The sequence below is a fragment of the Streptomyces sp. ATLC9 genome, from assembly GCF_057196705.1.
This window is the reverse complement of sequence record NZ_JBXUOY010000284.1, coordinates 1-6,279: the sequence shown is the minus strand read 5'-3', so window position 1 is coordinate 6,279 and position 6,279 is coordinate 1. Positions and strand designations below refer to the sequence as shown.

Here is a 6,279-nt window from a genome sequence, read left to right as displayed (position 1 = left end):
CCTCCGCCCCGCCCGTCCAGCGGCCGTACGGCTCGCGCAGCGCCTCCAGATCCTCCGGACACGGCGTGCAGCCCAGCGCGACCGCCTCCTCCAGCAGCGCGAGGTACCCCGGGGCCGAGCCCGGCAGCGCGGCGCGGTAGCGGTCGAGGTCCGCCCGCAGGAAGGCCCTCAGCCGGTCCGCCTCACGGCTCGCCTCGTCCAGCGCGTCGGCCAGCCACAGACAGGCGCGCACCGCCTCGGCGCGTTCCTCCGCGGGCCCCTCCGGGCACTCCCCGCCGGCGTGCGCGGACGGCCGGGTGGGACGGAGAACGAGGGCGAGCGCGCTGCGCAGGACGCGCAGCTCGTCCGGGCCGAGGACCATGGCGCCTCGGGAACCGTAGGGCGTGGGCATACGGCGACACTACGACAGAAATCCCCAGAACGGACATATCGCCGTCCGGCTGTGTCACCGGTCCCGGGCTCGGGCTCGGTCCTGTCGTTCGGCGTCCTGCCCGGCCCCGTGCTCAGCCCCGCGCCATGTTCCGCTCGTAGACCAGGCGCAGCCCGATCAGCGTCAGCCACGGCTCGTGCTCGTCGATCCCCGTCGCCTCGCCCAGCACCATGGGGGCCAGGCCGCCGGTGGCGATGACGGTCACGTCGTCCGGGTCGTCGGCCAGCTCGCGGGCCATCCGCTCCACCACGCCGTCCACCTGCCCCGCGAAACCGTAGAGGATGCCGGACTGCATCGCCTCGACGGTGTTCTTGCCGATGACGCTGCGCGGCCTGGCCAGCTCGATCTTGCGCAGCTGCGCCCCGCGTACGCCGAGCGCCTCGACGGAGATCTCGATGCCCGGGGCGATGACGCCGCCGGTGTACTCCCCCCGCGCGGAGACCGCGTCGAAGGTGGTGGCCGTACCGAAGTCCACGACGATGCTCGGGCCGCCGTACAGCTCGACCGCCGCCACCGCGTTGATGATCCGGTCCGCCCCGACCTCCTTGGGGTTGTCCATCAGGATGGGCACTCCGGTCTTGACGCCCGGTTCCACGAGGACGGAGGGGATGTCGCCGTAGTGCCGGCGCGTCACCTCGCGCAGCTCGTGCAGAACGGAGGGGACGGTGGAGCAGATGCAGATGCCGTCGATGCCGTCGCCCAGGTCCTCGCCGAGGAGCGGGTGCATGCCCATCAGGCCCTGGAGGAGGACGGCCCACTCGTCGGCGGTGCGGCGTGCCTCGGTGGAGATCCGCCAGTGCTCGACGATCTCGTCGCCGTCGAACAGGCCGAGGACGGTATGGGTGTTGCCGACGTCGATCGTGAGCAGCATCAGTCGCGCCCCTCTCCGCCCGCGCCGCCGCGGGCCTCGTCACGCAGGTCAAGGCCGATGTCGAGGACCGGGGAGGAGTGGGTGAGCGCTCCGACCGCCAGGTAGTCCACGCCGGTGTCCGCGTACGCGCGGGCGTTCGCCAGTGTCAGACGGCCGGAGGACTCCAGCTTCGCCCGGCCCGCGACCAGTGCGACCGCCTCGGCCGTCCGCTCGGGGGTGAAGTTGTCCAGCAGGATCAGGTCGGCGCCCTCGGCGAGGACGGGCTCGATCTGGTCCAGCCGGTCCACCTCCACCTCGATCGGCACACCGGGGAACTCCTCACGCACCCGCTTGAACGCCTCGGCCACCCCGCCCGCGGCGATCACGTGGTTGTCCTTGATCAGCGCGGCGTCCGAAAGCGACATCCGGTGGTTGGCCCCGCCACCGCAGCGCACCGCGTACTTCTCCAGGGCGCGCAGCCCGGGAGTGGTCTTGCGGGTGTCGCGGACGGCGGCGCTCGTGCCCTGGAGTACGTCGGCCCAGGCACGGGTGGCGGTGGCGACACCGGACAGCCGGCACAGGATGTTGAGCGCGCTGCGCTCGCCGGTGAGCAGGTCGCGGGTGCGAGCGCGCACCGACAGCAGCCGTTGGCCCGCCTCCACCCGATCGCCGTCCTCGACGTGCCGCTCGACCTCGAACTCCTCGGTGCAGACCACCGACAGGACCGCCTCGGCGATCCGCAGCCCGGCGACGGTGCCCGCCTCGCGGGCGGTGAAGTCGGCGGTGGCGACGGCGTCGTCGGGGATGGTCGCGACGGTGGTGACGTCCACGCCCTGGTCGAGGTCCTCCTCGATCGCCATGTGCGCGATGTCCTCGACCTGCACAGGGTCCAGGCCGGCGTCCGCGAGCAGCGCGGCCAGGTCAGGGTCCAGACCGCACTCCAGCGGGTCCAGGTCGGGTCCGTCGTCCGCGCCGCCGCAGCCGCAGGCGTCGCCGCAGCCCCCGCCGGTGCCGCTCACCGCCTCGCCGGGGCGGCCGAAACCGATCTGGAGCAGCGGAAGTTCGTCGGGCATGGGGCTGGTCAATGCATCTCCTCGTGAGCTTCTCCACCCACGCGGCGCAGCGGCGCGGGCATCGTCCTCAACAGCGGACCGGCGGCCGCGCACGCGACGCTCACCGCGTTCTCGTGAGCTTCTCCGCCCACGCGGCGCAGCGGCGCGGGCATCGTCCTCAACAGCGGACCGGCGGCCGCGCACGCGACGCTCACGGTGTCCCCCAGCCCATGACCGGTGGAAACGCGGTCGAGTCGGTCGTACGGACGGTGAGCACGGAACCCCCGGGGGCGGGACGCAGGGCGACCACCAGATGCCGGCCCCAGGACTCGTCGTCCCGTTCGGGATGGTCCTCGCGCCAGTGGCAGCCGCGGGTCTCGGTACGGCGCAGGGCGGCGGCGACCAGGACGCCGGCTACGAGGTGGAGGTTGGCCGCCTCCCATGCCTCGACCCCGGGCTCGGCGGGCTTGCCGGCCCCGCTCCCGGCCCGGTCCGGGGCCAGCGCCGCCAGTTCCTCCGCGGCCCGCGCCAGGCTTTCCGCGGAGCGCAGCACCCCGGCCCCGGCCGTCATGGTGCGCTGGATCGCGTACCGCGCCTCGGCCGGCGGCAGTGGGACGGTCCGCGTGCCCGCCGGGCCACCGGGCTCCGCGGGCACCGGGACACGCGCGGGGGCGCGGGCGATGTCGGCGGCGATCCGCTCGGCGAAGACCAGGCCCTCCAGCAGGGAGTTGGAGGCCAGCCGGTTGGCACCGTGCACACCCGTGCACGCGACCTCGCCGCACGCGTACAGGCCCGGCACGGTGGTGCGGCCCGCCAGGTCGGTGCGCACCCCGCCGGAGGCGTAGTGCGCGGCGGGCGCGACCGGGACCGGCTCGGTGACCGGGTCGATGCCGTGGGCGCGGCAGGCGGCGAGGATGGTGGGGAACCGCTCGCGCCACATCCGTGCGCCGAAGTGCCGGGCGTCCAGGTACATGCGGTCGGCCCCCCGCTCGCGCATCCGCCGCATGATGCCCTTGGCGACGATGTCGCGCGGCGCCAGCTCGGCCAGTTCGTGCTGCCCGGCCATGAAACGCTCGCCGTCCGCGTCGACGAGGTACGCGCCCTCGCCGCGCACGGCCTCCGACACCAGCGGCTGCTGGCCCTCACTGCCCGGGCCCAGGTAGAGCACGGTCGGGTGGAACTGGACGAACTCCAGGTCGGAGATCTCCGCGCCCGCCCGCAGAGCCAGCGCGACACCGTCTCCGGTGGAGACCGGCGGGTTGGTGGTGGCGGAGAACACCTGGCCCATGCCACCGGTGGCCAGCACCACCGCCGGGGCGTGGACGGCGCCCACGCCGTCGTGCCGCCCCTCGCCCATCACGTGCAGGGAGACGCCCGCGGCGTGCCCGTCGGCGTCCTTGAGCAGATCCAGGACGAGGGCGTTCTCCACCGTCTCCATCCCGGCCTCGCGTACGGCTGCCACCAGGGCGCGGGATATCTCCGCGCCGGTCGCGTCGCCGCCCGCGTGGGCGATACGGCGGCGGTGGTGGCCGCCCTCGCGGGTCAGGGCGATCTCGCCGGTCTCGGCGGAGGTGTCGAACCGCGCTCCGGCGCCGATCAGCCGGCGCACCGCGTCCGGCCCCTCGGTGACCAGGGTGCGCACCGCCTCCTCGTCGCACAGGCCCGCGCCCGCGACCAGGGTGTCGTCCAGATGCTGGCCGGGGGTGTCGCCCTCGCCCAGCGCGGCGGCGATACCGCCCTGCGCCCAGCGCGTGGAGCCGGCGTCCAGCCGGGCCTTGGTGACGATCACCGTCTTCCGGCCGGAGGCCGCGCAGCGCAGGGCGGCGGTCAGGCCGGCCACTCCGGAGCCGACCACCACCACGTCCGCCGCGATGGCCCAGCCGGAGCGCGGCGCGTCCAGCCGCAGGCCTGTCATCCCGTTCACCGAACCCCTCCGGGGCGTCCGAGGCGCAGCCGGACGTTGTCGATCAGTCGTGTGGTACCCACCCGCGCCGCCACCGCGAGCACGGCCTCGCCCTCGTACGCGCCGGGCCCCGCCGGGACCTCCGTGAAGTGGGCCGGGTCCACCAGCGCCAGGTAGTCCGGTACCAGCGGCGGCCGTGCCCGCCGGGCCTGCGCCAGCACGGTCTCGGCGGCCCGGCGGACCTCGCGCGGCCCCGCGCCGCCCGCGGCCGCCGCGTCGCGCCCGGCGAACAGGGCGCGCGAGAGGGCCAGGGCGGTGGTGCGCTCGGCCTCCGACAGGTAGCGGTTGCGGCTGGAGAGGGCCAGGCCGTCGGGTTCGCGCACCGTGGGCACGCCCTCGATCTCCACGGGGAAGTTCAGGTCGCGGACCATCCGGGTGATCAGGGCGAGCTGCTGGGCGTCCTTCTCCCCGTAGAGCGCCAGGTCGGGGGCGGTGAGGTGGAGCAGTTTGGCGACGACGGTGAGCATCCCGTCGAAGTGACCGGGCCGGCTGGCGCCCTCCAGGCGCTCGCCCATCGGGCCCGCGCCGATCCTCACCTCCGGCTCCCCGCCGGGGTAGACCTCCTCCACCGGCGGCGCGAAGACGGCGTCGGCGCCCGCGCCCGCGGCCACCACGACGTCCGCGTCCAGGGTGCGCGGGTAGCGGTCCAGGTCCTCGCCCGCGCCGAACTGCAGCGGGTTGACGAAGACGGTGACCACCACCTGCCCTTCGGACCCGGCCTTCTCGCGGGCGGCGCGGACCAGGGCCGCGTGGCCCTCGTGCAGGGCGCCCATCGTCATCACCACCGCCCGCCGCCCCCGGCGCGGCAGGGCGCGCAGCCCGGCGGCGGTGTGCAGGACGGGCACGGGTGTGGGGGCGGCCGCTGGGCCGGTTGCGGGCACGGACACGGCCGGGCTCCTGTCGTCGGCGGTCGGTCCGGTCACCGGGAGTCCCCGTCGGAGAGGACTTCCAGCAGGTCCTCGGCCAGTTCCGGCCTGAGCAGTCCGCCGGCCAGGGCCCGGTCGGCGGTGGCGCGGGCCATCGCTAGGTAGCCCGCCACCGCCTGCGGGGCGTGGCGGCGCAGCTCGGTGATGTGGGCGGCGACCGTGCCGGCGTCGCCCCGGGCGACCGGGCCGGTCAGTGCGGCGTCGCCGGAGCGCAGGGCGTTGTCCAGGGCCGCGCCGAGCAGCGGGCCGAGCATCCGGTCGGGCGCGGAGACTCCGGCGGTGCGCAGCAGCTCCATGGCCTGGGCGACCAGTGTGACCAGGTGGTTGGCGCCGAGGGCCAGGGCCGCGTGGTAGAGCGGACGGGCCTCCTCGGCGACCCACTCGGGCTCCCCGCCCATCTCGATGACCAGCGCCTCGGCGGCCAGCCGCAGCTCCTCGGGGGCTGTGACGCCGAAGGAGCAGCCCGCCAGCCGCTGCACGTCCACGGGCGTGCCGGTGAACGTCATCACCGGGTGCAGCGCCAGCGGCAGGGCTCCGGCCCGGGTGGCGGGGTCGAGGACGGCGGTGCCGTAGCGGCCCGAGGCGTGCGCCAGCAGCTGGCCGGGGCGTACGGCGCCGGTCTCGGCCAGGCCGGCGACGAGACCGGGCAGGGCGTCGTCGGGGGCGGTGAGCAGGACGAGGTCGGCGCGGGCCAGGACCTCGGCGGGCTCCACCAGCGGCACCCCGGGCAGCAGGACCTCGGCCCGGCGGCGGGAGGCGTCGGAGACGCCGGAGGCGGCCACCGGGCGGTGCCCGGCCAGCCCGAGGGCGGCTGCCAGGGCGGGACCGACGCGGCCCGCGCCGACGACGCCGACGGTCAGGCGCGCGGGACGGTCCCCGGCGGCGCCGGAGGGGGATTGGTTCACGTGAGCTCGGCCTTCCGTTCCAGTCCGCAGGACCCGGTACCGGAGGATACCCGCCATGCTACGCGGACTCGCCGGCTCCCCGACCCGTCCGCCCGCGGGGTGGGACGGGGCCCGCGCCCCGCCGGGCGGGCGGGACGGCGGGCGGTTCAGCAG

The 6,279-nt window shown here is 75.6% G+C and carries 5 protein-coding genes and 1 pseudogene; all 6 read right to left on the bottom strand.

The features are described 5' to 3' along the window. Positions 1-391 (bottom strand): annotated as a pseudogene (locus tag AC2CJA_RS22555) (hypothetical protein); the annotation flags it as partial. A 112-nt stretch (positions 392-503) separates the two neighbouring features. Next, on the bottom strand, positions 504-1,301 hold the full coding sequence (locus AC2CJA_RS22550; protein ID WP_484604505.1) for a type III pantothenate kinase: 798 nt from the start codon (positions 1,299-1,301) through the stop codon (positions 504-506). Continuing rightward, positions 1,301-2,353: a carboxylating nicotinate-nucleotide diphosphorylase gene (nadC, locus tag AC2CJA_RS22545; protein ID WP_484604508.1), complete on the bottom strand. Its 1,053-nt coding sequence runs from the start codon at positions 2,351-2,353 to the stop codon at positions 1,301-1,303. Before nadC ends, AC2CJA_RS22550 begins: the two co-directional genes overlap by 1 nt. Positions 2,354-2,543: 190 nt before the next feature. Then, on the bottom strand, positions 2,544-4,247 hold the full coding sequence (locus tag AC2CJA_RS22540; protein WP_484604507.1) for an L-aspartate oxidase: 1,704 nt from the start codon (positions 4,245-4,247) through the stop codon (positions 2,544-2,546). A 5-nt stretch (positions 4,248-4,252) separates the two neighbouring features. Next, positions 4,253-5,176: a pantoate--beta-alanine ligase gene (panC, locus tag AC2CJA_RS22535; RefSeq protein ID WP_484604506.1), complete on the bottom strand. Its 924-nt coding sequence runs from the start codon at positions 5,174-5,176 to the stop codon at positions 4,253-4,255. Positions 5,177-5,214: 38 nt separating this feature from the next. Beyond that, complete coding sequence (locus AC2CJA_RS22530; RefSeq protein ID WP_484604504.1) at positions 5,215-6,126, bottom strand: Rossmann-like and DUF2520 domain-containing protein; 912 nt, start codon at positions 6,124-6,126, stop codon at positions 5,215-5,217. Between the last annotated feature and the right edge of the window lie 153 nt (positions 6,127-6,279).

Coding starts and splice junctions, on each gene's coding strand:
- AC2CJA_RS22550 (WP_484604505.1), bottom strand. CDS start 1,301: ATGCTGCTCACGATCGACGTCGGCAACACCCATACCGTCCTCGGCCTG.
- nadC (WP_484604508.1), bottom strand. CDS start 2,353: ATGCCCGACGAACTTCCGCTGCTCCAGATCGGTTTCGGCCGCCCCGGC.
- AC2CJA_RS22540 (WP_484604507.1), bottom strand. CDS start 4,247: ATGACAGGCCTGCGGCTGGACGCGCCGCGCTCCGGCTGGGCCATCGCG.